The 21018-nt window shown below is 62.6% G+C and carries 19 protein-coding genes and 1 tRNA gene; 10 read left to right on the forward strand and 10 right to left on the reverse strand.

The window, feature by feature from the left end; all coding sequences use genetic code 11:
- The first annotated feature begins 57 nt into the window (after positions 1 to 57).
- The 5 genes from OOT33_RS02625 to paoC all read left to right on the forward strand — a co-directional run bounded on the left by OOT33_RS02625 (position 58) and on the right by paoC (position 7401).
- Positions 58 to 2463: a TonB-dependent receptor domain-containing protein gene (locus OOT33_RS02625; protein WP_307748426.1), complete on the forward strand. Its 2406-nt coding sequence runs from the start codon at positions 58 to 60 to the stop codon at positions 2461 to 2463.
- Positions 2464 to 2626: 163 nt separating this feature from the next.
- Positions 2627 to 3505, forward strand: a complete 879-nt coding sequence (locus OOT33_RS02630; RefSeq protein WP_307748427.1) for an MBL fold metallo-hydrolase — start codon at positions 2627 to 2629, stop codon at positions 3503 to 3505.
- Between the two features lie 101 nt (positions 3506 to 3606).
- On the forward strand, positions 3607 to 4245 hold the full coding sequence (gene paoA, locus OOT33_RS02635) for an aldehyde dehydrogenase iron-sulfur subunit PaoA (RefSeq protein WP_307749274.1): 639 nt from the start codon (positions 3607 to 3609) through the stop codon (positions 4243 to 4245).
- A complete protein-coding gene (locus OOT33_RS02640) occupies positions 4242 to 5192 on the forward strand; it encodes an FAD binding domain-containing protein (RefSeq protein WP_307748428.1) in 951 nt (316 codons plus the stop codon). Before paoA ends, OOT33_RS02640 begins: the two co-directional genes overlap by 4 nt.
- 4 nt (positions 5193 to 5196) lie before the next feature.
- Positions 5197 to 7401 carry an aldehyde oxidoreductase molybdenum-binding subunit PaoC gene (gene paoC / locus OOT33_RS02645; protein ID WP_307748429.1) on the forward strand — a complete coding sequence of 735 codons (2205 nt, stop codon included), beginning with the start codon at positions 5197 to 5199 and terminating at the stop codon, positions 7399 to 7401.
- Between the two features lie 20 nt (positions 7402 to 7421).
- On the opposite strand, the gene OOT33_RS02650 is transcribed toward paoC, so the two are convergent.
- From OOT33_RS02650 to hslV, 4 genes are all read right to left on the reverse strand, one after another.
- On the reverse strand, positions 7422 to 8027 hold the full coding sequence (locus OOT33_RS02650; protein ID WP_307748430.1) for a hypothetical protein: 606 nt from the start codon (positions 8025 to 8027) through the stop codon (positions 7422 to 7424).
- A gap of 59 nt (positions 8028 to 8086) precedes the next feature.
- Entirely contained in the window at positions 8087 to 9082 is a 996-nt protein-coding gene (locus tag OOT33_RS02655; RefSeq protein WP_307748431.1) for a sterol desaturase family protein, read from the reverse strand.
- 319 nt (positions 9083 to 9401) lie between these two features.
- Positions 9402 to 10703, reverse strand: coding sequence for an ATP-dependent protease ATPase subunit HslU (gene hslU / locus OOT33_RS02660; RefSeq protein WP_307748432.1), 1302 nt, complete (start codon positions 10701 to 10703; stop codon positions 9402 to 9404).
- 31 nt (positions 10704 to 10734) lie between these two features.
- Positions 10735 to 11277, reverse strand: coding sequence for an ATP-dependent protease subunit HslV (gene hslV, locus OOT33_RS02665; RefSeq protein WP_373690516.1), 543 nt, complete (start codon positions 11275 to 11277; stop codon positions 10735 to 10737).
- A gap of 136 nt (positions 11278 to 11413) precedes the next feature.
- Between hslV and OOT33_RS02670 the strand changes: the two genes are divergently transcribed.
- Positions 11414 to 11488 (forward strand) — tRNA-Val (locus OOT33_RS02670).
- A gap of 227 nt (positions 11489 to 11715) precedes the next feature.
- Here OOT33_RS02670 and OOT33_RS02675 read toward each other — a convergent pair.
- The 3 genes from OOT33_RS02675 to OOT33_RS17850 all read right to left on the reverse strand — a co-directional run bounded on the left by OOT33_RS02675 (position 11716) and on the right by OOT33_RS17850 (position 13561).
- Entirely contained in the window at positions 11716 to 12372 is a 657-nt protein-coding gene (locus OOT33_RS02675; protein ID WP_307748434.1) for a hypothetical protein, read from the reverse strand.
- A 16-nt stretch (positions 12373 to 12388) separates the two neighbouring features.
- On the reverse strand, positions 12389 to 13360 hold the full coding sequence (locus OOT33_RS02680; protein ID WP_307748435.1) for a peptidoglycan DD-metalloendopeptidase family protein: 972 nt from the start codon (positions 13358 to 13360) through the stop codon (positions 12389 to 12391).
- Positions 13361 to 13465: 105 nt separating this feature from the next.
- Positions 13466 to 13561 carry a DUF6065 family protein gene (locus tag OOT33_RS17850; RefSeq protein WP_373690517.1) on the reverse strand — a complete coding sequence of 32 codons (96 nt, stop codon included), beginning with the start codon at positions 13559 to 13561 and terminating at the stop codon, positions 13466 to 13468.
- A 121-nt stretch (positions 13562 to 13682) separates the two neighbouring features.
- Between OOT33_RS17850 and OOT33_RS02685 the strand changes: the two genes are divergently transcribed.
- The gene (locus OOT33_RS02685) at positions 13683 to 14267 is read left to right on the forward strand and encodes a LuxR C-terminal-related transcriptional regulator (protein ID WP_307748436.1); all 585 of its coding nucleotides are present in this window, start codon (positions 13683 to 13685) and stop codon (positions 14265 to 14267) included.
- A 17-nt stretch (positions 14268 to 14284) separates the two neighbouring features.
- Here the strand turns inward: OOT33_RS02685 and ispH are convergent, their stop codons facing one another.
- Positions 14285 to 16132, reverse strand: a complete 1848-nt coding sequence (gene ispH / locus OOT33_RS02690) for a 4-hydroxy-3-methylbut-2-enyl diphosphate reductase (RefSeq protein WP_307748437.1) — start codon at positions 16130 to 16132, stop codon at positions 14285 to 14287.
- 186 nt (positions 16133 to 16318) lie between these two features.
- Between ispH and OOT33_RS02695 the strand changes: the two genes are divergently transcribed.
- Together OOT33_RS02695 and OOT33_RS02700 are read left to right on the forward strand one after the other, a co-directional pair.
- Positions 16319 to 17791, forward strand: coding sequence for a phytoene desaturase family protein (locus tag OOT33_RS02695; RefSeq protein WP_307748438.1), 1473 nt, complete (start codon positions 16319 to 16321; stop codon positions 17789 to 17791).
- Positions 17792 to 17819: 28 nt separating this feature from the next.
- Positions 17820 to 18317: a sterol desaturase family protein gene (locus OOT33_RS02700; RefSeq protein ID WP_307748439.1), complete on the forward strand. Its 498-nt coding sequence runs from the start codon at positions 17820 to 17822 to the stop codon at positions 18315 to 18317.
- Here the strand turns inward: OOT33_RS02700 and OOT33_RS02705 are convergent.
- Positions 18314 to 19246 (reverse strand): squalene/phytoene synthase family protein, encoded by a 933-nt coding sequence (locus OOT33_RS02705; protein WP_307748440.1) that lies wholly within the window; start codon positions 19244 to 19246, stop codon positions 18314 to 18316. The genes OOT33_RS02700 and OOT33_RS02705 overlap by 4 nt on opposite strands.
- Positions 19243 to 20397, reverse strand: coding sequence for a lycopene beta-cyclase CrtY (gene crtY, locus OOT33_RS02710; RefSeq protein ID WP_307748441.1), 1155 nt, complete (start codon positions 20395 to 20397; stop codon positions 19243 to 19245). Before crtY ends, OOT33_RS02705 begins: the two co-directional genes overlap by 4 nt.
- Before the next feature lie 128 nt (positions 20398 to 20525).
- On the opposite strand from crtY, the gene OOT33_RS02715 reads away from it, so the two are divergent.
- Complete coding sequence (locus OOT33_RS02715) at positions 20526 to 20984, forward strand: DUF2141 domain-containing protein (protein WP_307748442.1); 459 nt, start codon at positions 20526 to 20528, stop codon at positions 20982 to 20984.
- Positions 20985 to 21018 lie beyond the last annotated feature (34 nt).

Here is a 21018-nt window from a genome sequence, read left to right on the forward strand (position 1 = left end):
ACAGCGCCCATGGGAGGGATGTCACTTTAAGGCTCAACGAAAGGGGTCGGAGTGACTATGAAACTATTTCGCAACACGCTGCTGAGCGCGACCATATTGATGGGCGTTGGATCCACGCAGCTTTTCGCGCAGGAAGCGGCGCCAGCTGAAAGCGCCGATGCTGAAGACCCCAGCGTCATCGTGGTGACAGCCACTCGGCGCGCCACATCGATCCAGGATGTACCGATCAATATCACGGCGGTGGGCCAGGAGCAGATTGCCCGGCAACGCATCGACGACGTGCGTGACATTGCCGACTTCACGCCCGGCATGACCATTTCGGACACCGGGCCGGGTTCGACGGGAACGATCGTGTTGCGCGGCCTCAACGCGTCAGACGCGGATACGACCGGCAACTCCTATGACGACGCGCTCGGCGTCTATCTGGGCGAGGTCCCGCTCTATTACGATTTCAAAATGCTCGATATTGCCCGCGTTGAAACGCTGCTCGGGCCGCAGGGCACGCTTTACGGCCTTGGTACACTGGCGGGTGCTATCCGCAACATTCCGAACCGGCCGGGTCTGGACTCGTTCGGGGCCGAGGCCCATGGCCGTGCCTATGGCAAGGACCATGCCGGAAAGCTCGGCTATCAGCTCGATGGCGTCATCAACGTTCCAATAATCAGGGATCATGTGGCGTTTCGATCCGCGACCGGATATTTCTACGATCCCGGCTTCATTGACTATCCGCTGCTACTCCAGACACCCGGCGTGTCGCTGCCGCAGCCCGATGGGCCCGACTTCATAACACCGGCAGGTTATGCCGCGAACCTGCGGAAAGAAGAGGACCTCAATTTCGAAAAGACCTTCACCAGCCGCAACCAGCTGCTCGTCCAGTTCAGCGAGGATCTGAAGTTCAACTTCACCTATGCCTATCAGCAGACCAAGACCGACGGCGGCCAATACAACAGTCTCGGCGTGTTCGGCACGGGGAAATATGAGAGTGCGGGGCGCTTCATCGAACCAGTCAAGCGCCGCGCCCATCTTGGCAGCGTTGAAATCAATGCCAATCTGGCCGACATTGCCGATCTCGTCGCGACGACTGCGTACACGGATGTCAAGAACAAGACACAGTTCGACAATACCGATCTGTTGCTTGATCTCGACTATGACTATGAGGCGTTTCCGGCCTTTTCAAGCTGGAACGAGAATGAGAACACGCGCAAGCAATTCAATCAGGAGGTGCGGTTCGTGTCGCGCCACGGCGGGCCGTTCAGCTGGGTGATCGGCGGCTTCTACAACCAGCAAAAGCGCCAGCAGGATTATGTCGAACATGTGCCCAATCACCCGTGGGTGGCGTTCGGCACGCAACCCAACCCGGACGAGGTTGAATATGCCTCATTCGTCAAATCGAAGATAGTTGAGAAGGCGGTATTCGGCGAAGGCACGTTCAAGGTCACACCCAAATGGCAGGTCACCGCAGGTGCGCGCTATTTCGGATATACGTCGAACGTGGCGGGGATTTCGGTGCTGCCTCTGCTGGGGGATCCCGTGAGTCCCTATGATGTCACAGCCGCTGGCGGCAAATCGAAGAAAAGCGGCTGGGTGTGGAAGCTCAACAGCTCCTATAACTTCACGCCGGACGTGATGGTCTATGGCACCTATAGCAAAGGCTATCGTATCGGTGGACCAAACACTGTGGCGCCTTGTATCTTGCCGCTTGACCCCACCCAACAGAATGTGTGCGGTCTGCCTGATGAAATCCAATATGGTCCGGACAATACCAAGAATGCCGAACTTGGAATCCGTACCCAATTGTTCGACCGCAAGCTGACATTCAACTTCAACGTCTTCCACATCAAGTGGAACGGCATTCAAGTGGATTCAGCTACCGTCAACGGCATAGTCGGGATTACCGTGAACGGAGGCAAGGCCAAGTCCGAGGGCTTTGAGGCATCATTCCAGGCACGGCCTATCCCAAGGCTGTCGATCCAAGGAACCTATTCCTACGTCAATGCCAAGCTGACCGAGGACGTGACCGGAATCATTGCAGTCAACAGCCCGGCCGCGACCTATCCGAGCACTCCGATCCAGCTCGATGCGCTTTCGGGTGATCGGCTGCCGGGTTCGGCCAAGAACAGCGGCAGCCTTGGCGTTACGTACACAATGCCGTTCAAGGACGGTGACATCGTTGCCGACTGGACGGCCACCTATCGCGGTAATGTCGTCACCCGTCTGGGCTGGGATCGCGCCTATGGCGACAAGTTGCCCAGCTATGTGCTTCACCGCGCCTCGTTGATGTACGAGACAAAGCGCTACAGCATCGGCCTTTTCGCCAATAATATCTTCGACAATTTTGCAGTGAATTCGGTCAACCAGGACCGATCGCGCATAGGAACCAATGATGGCGTGCGGCTGCGCTACTACAAGCATTCGGTTATCAACCCGCGCACCTTTGGTATCGAGGCGCGGTTCAAATACTGATCTGAACTATGAAGCGCCGTCCTGCGGGATGGCGCTTCGCACATCCGAAGCCGGCATTGCATAGTCTGGTTCATACACATGTGGGGAGAGTGGAATGGCGACAAACCGGTCCTTCACCGGGCGGATAGCGCTTTTGAGTGCGGCTCTGCTATGGTCTTCGGGCATGGCTGAGGGTGTTGCCGTTGCCGCAGACGCCGGGAGTGGCGCCCCCTTGCCGCGCCTGTTCGCTGAAAAATGGATCGACGGGACCCAGCCCTCCGAACCCTCTACGCAGGTCCAGGCGCTCGATGCGGATACCTTCGTCATCCGCCAGTCGGTCAAGAGCAATTTCGAGGCACCGTTCCTCTACCTGTTCTTCGGGCGTGACAAGGCACTGCTGATCGATACCGGCGCGGAAGGGGGGCAGATCAGGCCCGCAATCGATGCTGTCATCTCCAATTGGGTGAAGGCGCGCGGGCGCAAAGACATCCCGCTTGTCGTCGCGCATAGCCACAGCCATGGCGATCATGTCGCAGCGGACGGCGCGTTTCGCGAGCGGGCCAACACGACCGTTGTCGGCCTCAAGCCGCAGGATGTCGCCGCGTTCTTCGGCATCGCACATTGGCCCGATCAGATCGTCCGGTTCGATCTCGGCAAGCGCCCGCTCAGCATAATCCCCACGCCGGGGCACCAGAAGGCGGCCATCATGGTCTATGATCCGCGCCTCAAGATCCTGCTCTCCGGAGACACGCTGTATCCGGGCCGCCTTTACGTGCCGGTAAACTTCATGGCGGAGGAGCGTGCGAGCATTGATCGGCTCGCCGCTTTTGCCGCCCGCCATCCCATCCGTGCGGTGCTCGGCGCGCATATCGAAATGACGCAGACGCCGGGGCGTGACTATGGGCACGAGGCCCCGACCCACCCGAATGAGCATCCGCTCGAATTGCCCGTGGAGAGCATCGCCGAGCTGCGCGCGGGTTTGAAGGCGCCGCTGGACGTTCCCGATCGGCCCCAGATCCACGATCGCTTCATCATCTTCCCGGTGGCAGCCAGAACAGAGTAGCGCGCATGCATTTTTTTCGCGACAAGGATATAACGATCTGGTTTGTGAGTTTTCCACACCATGCCATACGCAGTGGCTCTCCCGGGGAAGGGGCCTGAATGATGGATAGCGACAAGGAACTGGCGATATCGCGCCGAGGCATCCTCGCCGGAACCGCGATTTCTGCGGCGGCAGCGGCGACTTCGACCTTACCCAATTCGGCTGCTGCGGCTCGAGCTGGAGCAAATTCCGCAATGCCAATAATGCTGAAGGTAAATGGCCAGAGCCGGCCCCTGTCGCTCGACACGCGCACGACACTGCTCGATGCCCTGCGCGAACATCTTCACCTTACCGGTACCAAAAAAGGCTGCGACCATGGCCAGTGCGGGGCTTGCACGGTGCTGGTCAACGGCAGGAGGATCAATAGCTGCCTCAGCCTCGCGATCATGCACGACGGAGACGAGATTACCACGATCGAGGGGCTTGGCACGCCCGACAAGCTCCACCCGATGCAGGCGGCCTTCGTGAAGCATGATGGCTATCAGTGCGGTTATTGCACGCCGGGTCAGATCTGCTCCGCAGTAGCGGTGCTGGAAGAGATTGCGCGCGGCGTACCCAGCCATGTGCAGGAAGATCTCACAGCCGCCCCCCGCGCAACCAATCTGGAAATGCGCGAGCGGATGAGTGGCAACATCTGCCGCTGCGGAGCCTATTCCAACATAGCCGAGGCCATGGCCGAGGTGGCGGGAGTTGCGGGGTGAAGGCATTTACCTATGAACGCGCCAAGGACCCCCTCGCGGCAGCGCGCGCTGTGGCTGGCCGCCCCGGCGCAAAGTTCATCGCCGGGGGCACCAATCTTCTCGATCTGATGAAGATCGAGGTAGAGGTGCCTACTCATCTCGTCGATGTGCAGGATCTCCCGTTCGACAAGATAGAGCAGACCCCGCAGGGCGGCGTCAGGATCGGTGCGCTCGTAACCAATACTGATCTTGCGGCAGACCCACGGATACGCCGTGACTATGCCGTGCTGAGCCGCGCCATTGTGGCCGGCGCCTCGGGTCAGTTGCGCAACAAGGCATCAACTGCAGGCAACCTCCTCCAGCGCACGCGCTGCCCCTATTTTTACGATACCAACATGGCTTGCAACAAACGCAAGCCGGGGTCCGGGTGCGCCGCGATCGGTGGTTTTTCCCGGCAGCTCGGCGTTATCGGCGTGAGCAAGTCATGTATTGCCACCTTCCCGGGAGACATGCCGGTCGCACTCCGCTTGTTGGACGCTTTGGTGGAAACAGTCGACCCACAAGGCAAAACCCGCGCAATCCCGATTGCGGATTTCCATCGCTTGTGGGGCGATCATCCCGAAATGGAAACCGTGCTCGCCCCCGGCGAACTGATCACGGCGGTCACGCTGCCGGCTCCGATTGGCGGCAAGCATTATTACGAGAAGGTGCGGGATCGGGCGTCTTATGCCTTCGCGCTGGTCTCTGTCGCGGCCGTAATCCAGCCCGACGGCTCCGGTCGCGTCGCGTTCGGCGGTGTCGCGCCCAAGCCGTGGCGGGTGGAAGCCGCCGAGGCGCTGTTGCCACAGGGGGCGGCGGCTGTCACCGCAAAGGCCTTCGCAGGCGCCACGCCGAGCAAGGACAATGCGTTCAAACTCCCGCTCGCGACACGCGCGCTGGCTTCCGTCATCGCGCAATCCAAGGCATGAACCCATGAAGTTCGATACCCCAGCCCAGACCAATCCCATCGACAAAATGGTCGTTGTCGGCCGCGCAGTCGATCGGATCGATGGTCCGCTCAAGACCACGGGCACCGCGACATACGCCTATGAACATCGCGAGGCTGTAAACCCCGCTTATGGCTGGGTCATCGGATCGGCCATCGCGAAAGGCAGCTTTCGCTGGCTCAATCTGAATGAGGTCAGGGCCGCGCCCGGTGTGATAGCGGTTGTCACCGCACAGGAAGCAGGCCCTCTGGGTAAGGGCGACTTCAACACAGCCAAGCTCCTCGGCGGCCCGGATGTTGATCATTATCATCAGGCGATCGGCGTTGTCGTTGCCGAAACTCTGGAGCAGGCCAGGGCCGCAGCGGCGCTGGCACGCGTGGAATATGCGCGCGCAGAGGGGCAGTTCGATCTGGTAAAGGCATTGGACACCGCTGCTGTCGTGGGGGACAACGGCAAGCCCGCGAGCCCGGAGATCGTCGGTACCTTTGATGCAGCCTTCGCTGCCGCGCCGGTCAAGCTCGATGCCGAATACACGACACCGGATCACAGCCACGCAATGATGGAGCCGTTCGCCTCCATTGCAGTGTGGAATGGCGACGAGCTGACGGTGTGGACATCGCACCAGTTGATTGACTGGGGGCGCAGTGACCTGGCCAAGATGCTTAACATTCCGAAGGACAAGGTCCGGTTCCTGTCGCCCTATATCGGCGGTGGATTCGGAGGGAAATTGTGGGTTCGCGCCGATGCGGTACTCGCGGCGCTCGGCGCGAAGGCAGCGGGGCGCGCAGTCAAGGTGGCGCTGCCACGGCCGTTCATGATGAACAACTCCACGCATCGGCCTGCAACGCGCCAGCGCATCCGGATCGGTGCACGGCAGGACGGCACGATAACCGCGATCGGCCATGAAAGCGGATCCGGCGATTTGCCGGGCGGGAGCCCGGAGACGGCAACGGGCCAGACCAAGCTGCTCTATGCCGGTGCCAACAGGCTGACCGCGCTGAGGCTCGCAGTGCTGGACCTGCCCGAAGGCAATGCGATGCGCGCTCCCGGCGAGGCTCCCGGGATGATGGCGCTGGAAATCGCGATGGACGAGATGGCGGAAAAGCTGGGGATGGACCCGGTGGCGTTCCGCATCAAAAACGATACGCAGGTCGACCCGGCGAGGCCGGAGCGCCGCTTCTCTCAGCGGCAGCTTGTCCGCTGTTTGACGGAGGGCGCCGAGCGCTTTGTCTGGTCGCGCCGCAATCCGAAACCGGGGCAGACGCGCGATGGTCGCTGGCTGACCGGCTTAGGCGTGGCCGCCGCGTTTCGCAATCATATGAGCGGGACCAGCGCCGCGCGGGTGCATCTTGATGCCGATGGCAAGGTGGCTGTCGAAACGGACATGACCGATATCGGCACTGGCAGCTATACGATCATCGCACAGACGGCTGCGGAGATGATGGGCGTGCCTCTCGACGCTGTCACCGTCAAACTTGGCAGCTCGGAATTTCCGGTATCCGTAGGATCGGGCGGGCAGTGGGGCGCGGCCAACTCGACCGCGGGTGTTTATGCAGCCTGCGTCAGGCTGCGCGAGGCCATCGCGCAAAAGCTGGGCTTCGACCCGGCCAGCGCGCTCTTCGAGGGAGGTTTCGTTCGCAGTGGCAATCGTTCGGCCCGGCTGGGCGAGGCGGCGGCGCAAGGTCGGCTGACCGGCGAGGACAAGATCGAATATGGAACGCTGGGCAAGACATGGCAGCTGTCCACATTTGGCGCGCATTTCGTTGAGGTCGGCGTCGACGCCTACACAGGCGTCACGCGCCTCCGCCGGATGCTGGCGGTGTGTGCTGCCGGGCGGATCATCAACCCCAAGTCGGCGCGGAGCCAGGTGATCGGCGCGATGACCATGGGCGTGGGTAGCGCTCTGATGGAAGAGCTGGTGGTCGACAAGCGGTTCGGCTTCTTCGTCAACCACGATCTCGCCTCTTATGAGGTGCCGGTCCATGCCGATATCCCACATCAGGACGTGATTTTCCTCGATGAGGCAGACGACAAGGCGAATCCGATGAAGGCGAAGGGTGTCGGCGAGCTGGGCTTGTGCGGCGTTGGTGCGGCGGTTGCGAACGCGATCTACAACGCCACCGGCGTGCGCATCCGCGATTATCCCCTGACGCTCGACAAATATCTGGACAAGCTGCCGCCGCTGGTCTGAGCGGTGGCGGAGGGGAGGCCTTACACGCCCTGCAGGGTCTTTCGGAACAGCCTGCGTACCAGTCTTGCTTCCAGAATCCGGCCTATGATGTAGAGGATGGCGAACAAGCCAGCGAAGACATAGCTGGCGGTGGGCTTCAGCTTTTTATCCTCTTCCTTGGACTTGTCGTCCTTCTTCGGCTTCTCAGGGGCAGGTGCGCCGAGGAATTTGTCGATCGGGTGCTGGGGGAGGGCAGCCGGTTCCTTCTTTTCCTCTTTCGCAGCCGCGCCATTCTTCGGCTCTTCCCATTTGCTGATGAGGATCGTCACCTGCGCGAATGCCAGAAACATCAGCGGCGCAAGAAAACAGAACAGCAGCATCCGGCTCGCAAGCCGATAGTGGAGCATCATTCCGCTCTCGTCGCGCTCGATGCGCAATACGCCGTTTTCAAAGGTCGCCAGCCTGTCCTGCGCTACCGGGTCCTTTTTGTGGAAAGTCAATGCGCGGCCGTTGCGGTCGTGGCTCGTGCCCACCTGATGGAACAGCGGCTCGAGCCGGTCCAGCGCCTCATCGCCGGATTGCGCCGGGTCGATCGGCAGGCTCCCTTCAACGTGCCAGATCCGCTCGATCCACTGCCGGATTGTCACGCTTTTCTTCTCTGGTTGCGGAGGAAGGGTCGCGAGGCGATTCGGATGCGCCAGCTCGGTCATTCTGCGGGCACCAGTTCAGGCTGATCCGGTTGGCCTTTGCCGAACCGCGCTTTCATTGTCTTCCAGGCTTCGGTGAAGGGGTAGGTCATTTGCTCGCGGATCGACATGCGCCGCCCGCCCTCCATGCCCAGCAGCTCCGCCTCGCCGTCCACACAGGTGCCGAACATCCTGTCAATGAAGATGTAGGTGCCCGCATAATTGCTGCGTGTGGCCTCATAGTCCTGTGAGTGATGCAGGCTGTGGTGCTCGGTGGTGTTGAAGAGGTAGCGCCACCAGCGCGGTGTATCGAACCGGACATTGATATGCTGGTAGGTGGCGACAGCAAGGCCGATCGACCCGGCGAGCAAGGCCGCGCGGGGCAGAAAGTCGAAGAAGCCACCGATGCCGAGGCCTATCAGGAAGAGTTCCACCGGGTTGCCGACCGCGCCCTTGTTGATGTTGAGCTGGGTGATGTAATGGTGCACCGAATGGGTCAGCCACAGCGGATACCAGTTGTGCATGCCGCGATGCATCCAGTACTGCCCGAAATCGAAGATGAACGAGATCAGGAACGCCTGTACCAGCAGCGGCAGGCCGAGGAACCAGACGAGCTTGTCCCAATCGAACTGGTGCTGGATTGCATCGATCACCGCGTCACTGCCGATATATCGCTCGATGACCGCCAGAAACGTATAGCCGAGCGAGACATAGAACAGATCGACGACCAGCTCCTTCCACGTCAGCCGCCAGCTGTCATAGCGGGGGTTTACCCACTCCAAAGCCAGCAACAAAGCCTTGAAGCCGATGCCAATGCCGATTGCGGTCGATGCCGTGGCGATCGAATTGGGCGCGTAATACCAGAACGCGACCAGGGCGAACAGCATGGCGGGCTGAAACCATGTGAAGATGAACCGCTTGACGCGGCCACCCTGGACCCGCCCCACATTCTCCCACCCGATCGTTACCGGAGCGTCAGCGCCAATATTGCGCTTCCCTACACGGACTCCATCCATATCGCCCTCACGTCGTTGGCAACCCAAAAGCTGTCAGGGGCCGAAGGACGAGTCAGGTGTCGGGCGTCGGCCGCCTGGCGCATTGGCAACATTGTCAAAATGCCCCGCCATCGCCAGACGGCAATCTGCTATCTCGCTCATAGATGCTGTCTATGTGAAGCGCGTCGAGAGGGTGGAACCAAGCCGCCCAGTTGCATGTTCACCGCCCGCTCAACCCAGATCGTCATGGTCGTCGATGGCGGCCAGACGTAAAGAACGAACATCGGAAAGCGCGACCTGAACCCCGCAATATTTCAACGGAGCACGCCGCGCTTCAGCGTCAGAGGATATATTTGCTCAAATCCGTGTTGCGCGAGATGCTCGATAGCTGCGCATCCACATAGGCGCCGTCAATCGTCAGCGTCTCGCCCTTGCGGTCCTCGGCGTCGAAGCTCACATCCTCCAGCAGCTTCTCCATCACGGTCTGCAGCCTGCGCGCGCCGATATTCTCGACCTGGCTGTTCACCTCGGCGGCGATGCGCGCCACCGCGCGGATACCGCTTGTCGTCAGGTCGATCGTCACGCCCTCGGTGGCGAGCAGCGCCTTGTATTGCTCGGCAAGGCTCGCCTTGGTGTCCGAAAGGATCGCCACGAAATCTTCCTCGCTCAGTCCCTTGAGCTCAACCCGGATCGGCAGGCGTCCCTGCAACTCGGGCAGCAGGTCGCTCGGCTTTGCAACATGGAACGCGCCGGACGCGATGAACAGGATATGGTCGGTTTTCAGCGGGCCATATTTGGTCGATACGGTCGTGCCCTCGATCAGCGGCAGCAGATCACGCTGCACACCCTCGCGGCTGACCGAGCCACCGCGCACATCCGATACGGCGATCTTGTCGACCTCATCCAGGAACACAATGCCGTTCTGCTCCGCCTGAGCCAGGGCGACGCGGTTCAAATCGTCGGTGTCCAGGCGCTTGTCCTGTTCTTCCTCTACCAGCTTGTCCCATGCATCGGCCACGCGCAGCTTGCGCCGCTTCTTCGCCTGCTGGCCGAACGCCTTGCCCATCATGTCGGATAGGTTGATCATGCCGATCTGCCCGCCCATGCCGGGGATCTCCAGCGGCATGGAGGGCGCATCCGCCACCTCTATCTCGACCTCAGCGTCGTTCATCTGGCCGGATTCGACGCGGTCGCGATAGGCGAGGCGGGTGGCCTGGCTCGCTTCCTTGCCGGTGAGGGCATCCAGGAGCCGCTCCATCGCCGCCTCGGATGCCGCATGGCGCACGGATTCACGCCGCCGGTCCCGCTCCAGCCGCACCGCTTCCTCGACGAGATCGCGCACGATCTGCTCCACATCGCGGCCGACATAGCCGACCTCGGTGAACTTGGTCGCCTCTACCTTGACGAACGGCGCGTCCGCCAGCTTGGCGAGGCGGCGCGAAATCTCGGTCTTGCCGCAGCCGGTGGGGCCGATCATCAGGATGTTCTTGGGCGTCACCTCGTCGCGCAGCTCGGGGCTGAGCTGCTGCCGGCGCCAGCGGTTGCGCAGCGCGACGGCGACTGCGCGCTTGGCGTCTTTCTGGCCGATGATGTGCTCGTCGAGCGCGGCGACAATCGCCTTGGGGGTGAGGGCAGGGTTCATTGGGTATATCTCTTCGAATAAATAGATAGTGTCAGGCGGCGCTATCCAGCGCCTCCAGGGTCACGCTGTCATTGGTATAGACGCACAGCTCGGCAGCGATCTTCATCGCCTTGCGCGCCAGCGTTTCGGCGTCTTCCTCATAGTCCATCAGCGCCCGCGCGGCGGAGAGCGCGAAATTGCCGCCCGAGCCGATCGCGGCGATGCCGTCCACGGGTTCGAGCACGTCGCCATTGCCGGTCAGGATCAGCGTGACGTCCTTGTCCGCCACCGCCATCATCGCCTCAAGATTGCGAAGATATTTGTCCGTGCGCCAGTCCTTCGCCAGCTCCACCGCCGCGCGCATTAGCTGGCCGTTGTGGCGCTCAAGCTTCGACTCCAGCCGCTCGAACAGTGTGAAGGCGTCTGCCGTCGCGCCCGCGAACCCGCCGATGACGGAGCCGTCGTGCAGGCGGCGCACCTTGCGGGCGTTGGGCTTCATGATCGTCGGCCCCATGCTGACCTGGCCGTCTCCGGCGACGACGACCCGGCCATTTTTGCGTACGGAGAGGATGGTGGTGCCGTGCCATTGCGGCATCCCGGCGGAGGAGGAAGATGCGTTCATGCTCCGCCATATGGGCGGGCGCGGGCGCGTGTTCAAGATTGCGTCAACACGGACTGCGCGTGGCTTGACAGCCGCCCCGGCCAATGCCAATGCGCTGCTTCCCTTTCCGGGGCGCGTAGCTCAGTGGTAGAGCACACCCTTCACACGGGTGGGGTCGTAGGTTCAATCCCTACCGCGCCCACCAGTCTTTTCAATATGTTATAGGCTATTGAAAGACTGCTCCGGAATCCACCCCACCATATCCCCACTGAGCGGGATGATAAATCCCCACATTCTGCCGTCGATGAAGCGGCGAAGGGCGGCTCACTTTGCGGGTGGATTGCCGGACTGAGCGGTAGGAATTTCGGAATTTACCAGGGGTTGCCGGGGGAGGGGGCAAAATCGCCTATTCCGTTTCCGTTTTTGAAAAATTTATGGCGCAAGGCTTCTCTGCCTCCGGCCATCAAAGCGGCTGGTATCCATCGCCGGTACTGCCTGCGCCGGGGTGCAGTTATAATCTTTTGCGGATAGCTGGCCGCTGCCAATGCGCTGCACGATATATTCAACCACGACTTTAATGCTATCCGGAGTTGCGTTTCCGGCTTTGCGCAAGCCAAGTTTATCTCCGGGGACGATTGCACATTGCCGCTCTGTGGCCGCGCCATTTTGCATGGTGATGACCGAGAAGCGAAAGCGTTTATCCAGATAATTTGCCGAGGAAGCGTATTCCATCCCGGCATCAAACAGGAACAGCTCCAGATTTCTGTCGAGCCTCATCGACCATGTGGCCGAGCCACGAATGAAACGATACCGCTTGCCCCGAAACACGATTTTGTAATCGCATTCCTCCTCGGCTTCATCAGCGGTCAGGCTCATTTTGATGGGAAGTCCAGCCCTGCTCAGAGGCGCGTTATAAGTCTGGGTCGTGCTGCCGCTGTCGATGTCCACCGAAACCGCAATGCCCTCTCGATTATTATCTTCGGCATAGTCATTCTGAGGATGATAATAGTGAGGGGCAGCATGTCCGGTGCTAGGCACTGTCAGCACGGCGAGGCATGCAACAATCAACTCTGGGGCTGAAATCTTCACCTTAATGCCCCAATACCTACTGCGTCGGATCAATCGGCTTTGCGCCATTGGAAACCTTGCCCAAAGTATCGTTGCCGATATATTTTCGCACTTCGAAATGGAGATGCGTTCCGTGATTTACTGCATTTCCGCTGTTGCCGACAACGCCTACGGCATCACCTTTTGTAACAGGCCAGCCGACCTTGACATCCCCATAATTATCCAGATGTGCATACATGGACACGTTCCCATCTGGATGAAGTATGGCTACTGTCTTCCCATAGCCGGGAATTACTCCGACATAATACACCTTTCCGCTGCCTGCGGCTTGGACGGTATCGCCGGATGTAGCAGGCAAATCTATACCATAATGGGGTCGCCCATTGCGGTGTGTCCCGGATGGATCGTAGCGTCCGTCTGAATAAGGCTTCTTATTTGGACCAATGGCCCCGTGTTTGGCAGGTTTGCCATTTCCGGCTACCGGCCACACATGAGGGGTCGGACTTTTTGACGCCCGATTTTCGGCGGGCCGTTTACCGACAACCAGAATGTCATTGTTGCCTGCATCGCTTTGCGCCTTCGGAGGCCCTGGAGAATGATGAGCGGGGTGCGGCGGCTCGTGTGGCGGCTCATGCTGCGGAATGTGCAGTGTTTGCCCTGCCTGAATATGATCCGGGTGCTTGATGCCGTTCGCCCCTGCCAGTGCGTCGGTCCTTATGCCGTGCCGCCGCGCAATATGGGAGAGCGTGTCGCCTTTGCGGATGGTGTAGGTTCTTGGCTTTGCTGGTGCATGAGGACGGCCATGTCCCGGTGTGTGTCCTGAGCCTGTCCGGGCTCCACCCGGCGCGAAGGTAAACTGGCCATTACGCGGATCATGATAGGGATTGAACTTCAATTCAACGCCCTGCTCCTCGATAAACATTTCTTCGGGAAGGCGTCGGCCGGTCCTCAGATAGTGAGAGAATGCCCTCTGGCTGAGCGATTTAAAAGATGCATGGCTCGTGATCATCACCTCATAGTTGCGGTGAGGCATATGAAAAAAAGCAGGATGTAGGACAGCAGAAAATCGCCATCATCAAGCTGGATCGTTAATCCTCAACGGCTGACCCGGCGTTCACATTGCCGAGAAGCCGATCGGTGACGAAATCTGCCAGCCATGCGTATTTGCAATGTTCAATGGAAGGCAAGGAAAGGCGAAGGATGTAGAGATTGATCCCCTACCGCGCCCACCATTGCCCCGCGCTCGGCCGCCGGGCGTTCTTCTGACACGCTATGGATTTCTCGCGCGCCCTGCGGTAGCGTTGCTTGCCCGACTGGAGCCAACCGCGCCTGTGCCGAATATTCCCGAATCCCTGATTCTCAACAGCTCCGTCGCGGCGGTGGTGAGCAACCCGCGCCTGCCTGATAACCCGTTGATCGCGTGCAATGAAGCTTTTCTGCGGCTGAGCGGCTATGCGCGAGAGGAGGTGATCGGCCGCAACTGTCGCTTCATGCGCGGGCCGGGGACCGAGTGGGAGCAAACCGCCCTGTTGAGCGCCGCGATCGCGGAGGCGCGCCCGACTCTGGTGGAGCTGACGAACTATCGCAAGGACGGCGCGCCGTTTCGCAACGCCGTGATGATCGCGCCGCTGTTTGATGATCGGGGCGATCTCGAATATTTCCTGGGTTCCCAGATGGTGGTCGACGCGGGGAATGAGAGCCGCCAGGCGCAGGCGCTCGCGCTGATCAAACAGCTGAGCCGCAGGCAGCGCCAGATCCTGGAAGGCCTCACCCGCGGGCACCTCAACAAGCAGATCGCCTATGAGCTGTCGGTCACCGAACGCACGGTGAAGATGCACCGAGCGGCGATGTTGCGCGCGCTCAACGTGCGTACCGTGGCGGAGGCGATCCGCACCGCCATCGAGGCGGGCTTTTAACCGCGAGTCTGCCCCCGTCAGTGCATTCGGCGGACGGCGAAGCGGGCGAGGTCGTGCAGCGGCATCGCCTTTGGCCCCAATGCCTCAAGGGCATGGTGGCAGGCGTCTTCCAGCATGCTTGCCTTGCGCGCCGCGCCATCCAGGCCGAGTGTGTTGGTTGCGCTCTGGCGGCCGGCCGCCCCGTCTTTCCGCAGGGCCTTGCCGACGACCGACGGGTCACCCACGCTGTCGAGCATGTCGTCGCGGATCTGGAACACCAGCCCCAGATTTTCGGCGAACCGGAGCAGCTTCTCGCGCTCCTGCTCCGTGCAGGGGCCAAGCATTGCGCCCGCTTCGACCGCGAACCGGATCAGCGCGCCGGTCTTGCGCGCCTCGCATTCGAAAACATCCTGCGCGGTCGGGTGGGGCGGAGGATGGAGGTCCATCATCTGCCCACCCGCAAGCCCGTCTTGCCCTACAGCACGGGCAAGTGAGAGCACCAGACGCGCCCTCAGTGCGCCGTCGGGGTGGGTGGCCTCGTCCGCCAGAATTTCAAACGCGAGCGCGAGCAGCGCATCGCCGGCCAGCACCGCCGTAGCCTCGTCGAACTTGCGGTGCAGCGTCGGCTTGCCCCGGCGCAGATCGTCGTCATCCATGCAGGGCAGGTCATCGTGCACCAGCGATTGCGCGTGCACGCACTCGATGGCCGCGCCGATGCGCAGCGCGTGGGCATAGGATCCGCCGACCAGATCCGCGACGGAGGCGACGAGCAGCGCACGAAACCTTTTGCCCGCGCCGGTGACGGCATAGCGCATGGCGTCGGCCAGCCGGCGGTTGCGCGTGTCACTCTGGCCGATGGCGCTTTCGAGTACGGCATCGAGGTCGGCCCGCAGGCGCGAGAGCCGATCCTCCAGCGATCCCGAATCGCCCGGCGTGCTCAGCGGCTCGAGCCCGGCCGGGCGGAACCGCACCCGCTCGGGCGCGCCATCCGTTTCCTCCAGCGCGAAGCCTTGGTCGACCAGCGCATCGCACACCCCACGCACCGCTGTCTCGGGTGTCGAGGCGGCGGCAGTGAGGCCGATCACCCCGGCGCGTGCGATCAAATCCACCGGCAGGTCGCGTGCGGTGGCCACCAGCCGCGCTTGCGGGCAACCGGCGCTTAATGCCACCTCCACCAGCCGCCGCGCGTTGGAGGACATCGTGTCCCCCACCACCAGCACGAGGTCCGCCTGGGGCGCGATTGCGGAGATCGCGCGCTGGCGGTTCGTGGTGGCGTAGCAGATGTCGCTCGCGCGGGGGGCCGCGCAATCCGTGAAGCGCGCACGGATCGCGGCTATCATTTCCTCGGCGTCGCCCGCAGCGAAGGTCGTCTGCACTGCAAAAGCAACCGCGCTGTTGGGCGCGAGGTCGAGCACATCCAGATCCTGCGGATGGGTAACAAGGGAAATCGCGCCTGCGGGCAGCTGGCCCAGCGTGCCGACAATCTCGGGGTGCCCCTGATGGCCGATCAGCAGCACATGGCGCCCGGCGCGATACCATGCCTCCACCTCGGCATGCACCTTCGCCACGAGCGGGCAGACGGCGTCCACCACGCGCAGATTGCGGTTATGCGCCGCGTGCTTGACCGCACGGGCGCTGCCATGGGCGGAAAGGATCGCCATCGCTCCGGCAGGAATTTCGTCCACCTCCTGCACGAACACCGCGCCGAGCGCCTCCAGCCGGGATACGACCTCGCGGTTGTGGACGATCGCGCGCCGCACATAAACCGGCGCTCCGTGCAGCGACAGCGCCTGCTCGACCGCATCGATCGCGCGCTCCACGCCCGCGCAGAATCCGCGCGGGTTGGCGAGCAGCACGCGCCGCTGATCCTGAGTGCCGATACTCATATGCGCCTGCTTCCTGTCAAATATGCGCCTGCTTCCTGTCAAACTTCTGGCATCCTCTTTTTCAGGCGTTAGCATGCAACGCCCGATACCTGCGGAACACCCACCCCTAGGGGCAGGTTGCACAGGTGTGATCGATCCCTATCTGCCGGGGTCGGAGATGCCTGTGACGAAAGTGTATTGATCTTCATGCCCAGTCAAAAGTCAGCCGTCGTCATAGGATCCGGGTTCGGTGGGCTGGCGCTGGCCATCCGGCTCCAGAGCGCGGGAATCGCCACCACGATCGTCGAGGCGCGAGACCGTCCGGGCGGCCGCGCCTATGTCTGGAAGGAAGCGGGCTACACCTTCGATGCCGGGCCGACCGTGGTGACGGACCCGCCGTGCCTCGAGGAATTATGGGCACTATCCGGCAGCCGCATGGCTGATGATGTGACGCTGCTGCCCGTCCAGCCTTTTTATCGTCTGTTGTGGAACGACGGGACGGCCTTCGATTATTCCAACGACGCTACCCAGCTGAATGCCGAAATTGCGCGGCTCGACCCCGCCGATGTCGCCGGATACGCGCGGTTTCTCGACTATTCGCGAGCGGTGTATGAGGAAGGCTATGTCAAGCTCGGCGCCGTGCCGTTCCTCGATTTCGGGAGTATGCTGAAGGCCGCCCCCGCGCTCGCCCGGCGTCAGGCCTGGCGCTCGGTCTATTCCATGGTCTCCAGCTTCGTGAGCAACGAGAAACTGCGTCAGGCGCTGTCATTCCATACCCTCCTCGTGGGCGGCAACCCGATGCATACCAGCAGCATCTACGCGCTCATTCATACGCTGGAGAAGGACGGCGGCGTGTGGTTCGCCAAGGGCGGCACCAACGCGCTCGTGAATGGCATGGTCGCGCTGTTCAAGCGGCTGGGCGGTAAATTGCTGCTGGGCGAGGCGGCGACGCGCATCATCCATGCAGGCAAGCGCGTGACGGCTGTTCAAACCGCAGCCGGGCGTACGCTCAAAGCAGACATGATCGCCAGCAATGGTGATCTGGTTCACAGCTATGGGCTGATCGAGGGTTCATCCTATGCGCAAGGCAGGGTGCGCGCGCTGAAGCGCAAGCGTTTCTCGCCCAGCCTGTTCGTGGTTCACTTCGGGCTGAACGGCACCTTCCCGGATGTTGCTCATCATAGCATATTGTTTTCAGATCGTTACGGCCCGTTGCTCAACGATATTTACAAGAGTGGCATACTCCCCCCAGACCCGTCGCTCTACCTCCACAACCCCTGCGCCACCGACCCCTATATGGCGCCGCCCGGCAAATCCGCCCTCTATGCGCTCGCCCCGGTGCCGCATATGGGCCGCGCGCCGGTGGACTGGGCGCGCGAGGGGCCGCGCTATCGCGAGGTCGTGTTGAACCGGGTGCGAGACCTGCTGATCCCGGACCTGTACGAGCGTCTGGACCATTGTTTCCACTATACCCCGCAGGATTTCTCCGACGATCTCGGCGCGCATCTCGGCAGTGCGTTCAGCCTCGAACCGATACTGACGCAAAGCGCCTGGTTTCGCGGCCACAACCGCGATGATCATTTCGGCAATCTTTATTTCGTCGGCGCGGGGACCCATCCCGGCGCGGGGATACCCGGCGTCGTCGGCAGCGCCAAGGCGACCGCAAGCCTTATGGTGTGACGGGCGCTCCTCCGCTATAGTCTCGGCCATGCATACCGCCACCCTCATCCTGATCTTCCTTGGCACGGTCGCCGCCATGGAGCTGTTCGCCTATGCCATGCACCGCTGGGTGATGCATGGGCCGGGCTGGTTCCTGCACGCCAGCCACCACCGTGCACGCACCGGGCCGTTCGAGTGGAACGACTTTTACGCCGTCATCTTCGCTGTGCCCTCCATCCTATTGATATACTTGGGTGTTCGTGGCGGCTGGGGCGATGGTGCGACGGCGGTGGGCGCAGGCATTGCGGGCTATGGCATGATCTATTTCGGCTTTCACGACTGGATCGTGCACCAGCGCCTGCCGCACCGCATCGTGCCGCGCTCGCGCTATTTCAAGCGCATCGTGCAGGCCCACCGGCTGCATCATGCGGTCGAGAGCAAGCGCGGCACGGTGAGCTTCGGCTTCCTCTATGCCCCGCCGGTTGACGCCCTGAAAGCGGCGCTCAAACAGTCGGGTGAGGCGCGGCTGCGGGAGCCCGGCACCTAACCCGGCCGCGTCCAGAGGCCGGTGCGCAGGGTGTAGGCAGGCGTGAAGGGCGCGCGCATCAGGGCGCCAGCAAACAGCGCCAGCTTGGCGGCAGCGCCAGTGCGCACCCGCTCGTCCCACGCGCTCGTCTCCCGTTGCACCACGCGCTCGCCGATCGCGCCGTAAATCGCGTCCGCCGCCAGCACGGCGAGGCGCGAACGGGGCGCAAGATGCGCCGCGCCGATCCGCGCCGATGCACGATAGGGGCGAGACAGCTCCACCAGCCGTTGCGCCATCCGCGCCAGCCTGGGTCGATGCCGGGGCAGGTGGATGTCCGCCTCGGCCAGTCCCTCCGCCTCCAGCCATTGTGCCGGCAGATAACAGCGCCCGGCCAGCGCATCGGGCACGATGTCGCGCGCGATATTGGCAAGCTGAAACGCCAGCCCGAGGTCTGACGCGCGATCGAGCACCTCCCGCTCGGCCGGATCGACGCCCATCACCACCGCCATCATGCAGCCCACGCTGCCCGCGACATGATAGCAATAGCGCAGCAGGTCGTCCTCGCTCTCCGGCCGCCAGTCCGCCGCATCGAGCGCGAACCCGGCGATATGGTCGTCGATGAAGGCGCGGGGCATCTGTGTTTCGCGCGCAACGAGGCGCAGCGCCGCGAACGGTGTCGGAACCGCCGCATCGCTGGTGAGCGCGGCGTCGGTCAACGCCACCAGCCGCATATGAGCCTCGCCCGCGTCGTCCTGCACCGCCGCAGCAGCGCCGCCCAGTTCCTGCCCATCGGTCATGTCATCCGCCGCGCGGCACCAGGCATAGAGCAGCCATGCCCGCTCGCGCGTCATCGGCGCGAACAGCCTGCTCGCCGCCGCAAAGCTCTGAGATCCGCGCGCGATGCTCTGATAGGCGGCCTGCACCAGCGCGGCGCGATCGGCTTGCGTCATCTTCCGCTGCCCATCAGCGCCCGCACCGCCGCCGCTATCGAGACCGGCGGCTTGCCGGTCAGGATGGCGAGCTTGTCCGAGGCGGTGAGCGCACCCGCATAAAACCGCCCGATCCGTTCCGGAGAGAGGCGATAGAAATGCGCGAAGATGAGGTGGCGCTCCTCCGGTTTGGCGGCATGGAACAGCATGCGGTTCAACAGCCGGAAATAGCCGCTCTCCCGCCAGTGCGCCATGAAGCGCGCGCGCGTCCACCGCGCCAGCTGCGCGCCGTCGAGTGGGCCGGGCAGGACAGACAGCTCCTCCGCCAGCCGCAGCGCCAGCCCGAAGGAATAGCCCGTCGTCGCATGAAAAAATCCACCGCGCAGGCCCAGCCGCGCTATCGGGTCATTCTCCGGCCAAAACAGATCGGGATCGCCGCCGATCAGGATCGGCAGCACGCCCGTCTCCTGCCGCACTTCTTCGCCCGAAAGCCCGCGCGCATGCGCCAGCGCCCGTACGCGATCCGCCACTTGGCCCACATCAAGATCGGGCGTGTTGCTATAGTAAGTGTCCTCCACCAGCACCGTCTCGGCGCTCAGCGGCAGCACATAGACAAAGCGATAGCCGTCTATCTGCGGCAGCCGCGCGTCCATCACCGTGGCGCAGTCCGGCTCCGGCGCGCGCGCCGCGAATTCGATGCCGACGAACTTCTGCCACCCCAGCTCCAGCCCCGGCATCGGCCCGTCCGGCCCGCGCGCGTCGATCACCGCGCGCGCCGCAATCCGCTCGCCGGTGCCAAGCGTCACGGCGTCTGTCTCTACCCTCGTCACCTCTGTGTTCAGCCAGTAAGCCGCCTCGGGCAGCCGCGCCCGCACCAGCGCATCGAGCGCCGCCGCATTGGTCGCGTTATAAGCCATGGGAAGCATGCGCTCGCGCCCTTCAAAGGCCACGCGGTGGCGCGGCCAGCGTACCGGGGCGAGCGCCTCGACCAGATCGCCCGCGCCCGGCGGCACATCGCTGTCGAAGAACGACCAGACATGATTGCCGCCAAAGCTTGCCCCGCCCTCGATCAGCAACAGCGGAATGTCCGGCCGCCGCGCCGCCAGCCGCAGCGCCGCCAGCGCCCCCGCCAGCCCGCCGCCGACAATCACCAGAGGAAGCTCGCGCGTCATCAAGGGGGTCTTATCCTTTGCTGGCAAGCAAACCAAGCGGCAAGACATGTACTTTGGGGAGGAGGGGAGGTGCGTGCCCCGCAACCAGCACTCTTTCCTTGGGCCGCCGGGCATTGTAACGAGGCGCGATGCTTCCTGCCGCCCGCCTGCTCACAGTCTGCGCACTGCCCTTGATGGCGCTGGCGCTTTCCGGTTCCGCATCGCCTACGCCCGCGGGTTCCGGCGCGCTGGATATCGAGATCACGGGCATCCGCTCCGCGCAAGGCGTGGTGCGGCTCGCGCTATGTCCGCCGCGCTCGGGCTTTCCCGATTGCGGAGCGTCTGTCATCCGGTCCACTTCCGCTCCTGCGGGGCGCGGCCATCTGCGTTTTCATCTGGCGGATCTGCCGGAGGGGCCGCTCGCCGTCAGCGTCTTTCACGATGCCAACGGCAACGGGCGCATGGACAGCTTCGTCGGTATCCCGCGCGAAGGATATGGCTTTTCGGGCAATCCGCCTTTCCGCCCGCGCGCGCCGCGTTTCGAGGAAGCACAGCTCAACCTGTCCGGTCACAGCAGCATCACGATCAGCCTGCGCTATCTCCTCTGAGGGGTGGCGCGCAAGCCCCGGCGCGCCGCAACCG

The organism is Sphingobium sp. DEHP117 (assembly GCF_030867385.1).
GTDB lineage: Bacteria > Pseudomonadota > Alphaproteobacteria > Sphingomonadales > Sphingomonadaceae > Sphingobium.